Here is a 223-nt window from a genome sequence, read left to right as displayed (position 1 = left end):
TCGCGACCTTCGCGGCGAAGACCACGGCCTCGGGATCATCGCCGTTCACGTGGAAGATCGGCGCCTCGACCATCTTCGCCACGTCCGACGGATAGGGCGAGGAGCGCGAGAAGCGCGGATCGGTGGTGAAGCCGATCTGATTGTTGATGATGAAGGAAATCCAGCCGCCGGTGCGGTGGCCGCGCAGGCCCGAAAGCCCGAAGCATTCCGCCACCACGCCCTG

At 65.5% G+C, this 223-nt stretch carries 1 protein-coding gene; it reads right to left on the bottom strand.

Annotated elements, in window-relative coordinates:
• On the bottom strand, positions 1–223 hold a 223-nt coding region (locus E4K09_RS14000), incomplete at both ends, for a thiamine pyrophosphate-dependent enzyme (protein ID WP_134498024.1).

This window comes from Microvirga pakistanensis (assembly GCF_004458765.1).
Classification (GTDB): domain Bacteria; phylum Pseudomonadota; class Alphaproteobacteria; order Rhizobiales; family Beijerinckiaceae; genus Microvirga; species Microvirga pakistanensis.
Note: the sequence above shows the minus strand (reverse complement) of the source record. Positions and strands in the feature narration are given on the sequence as shown.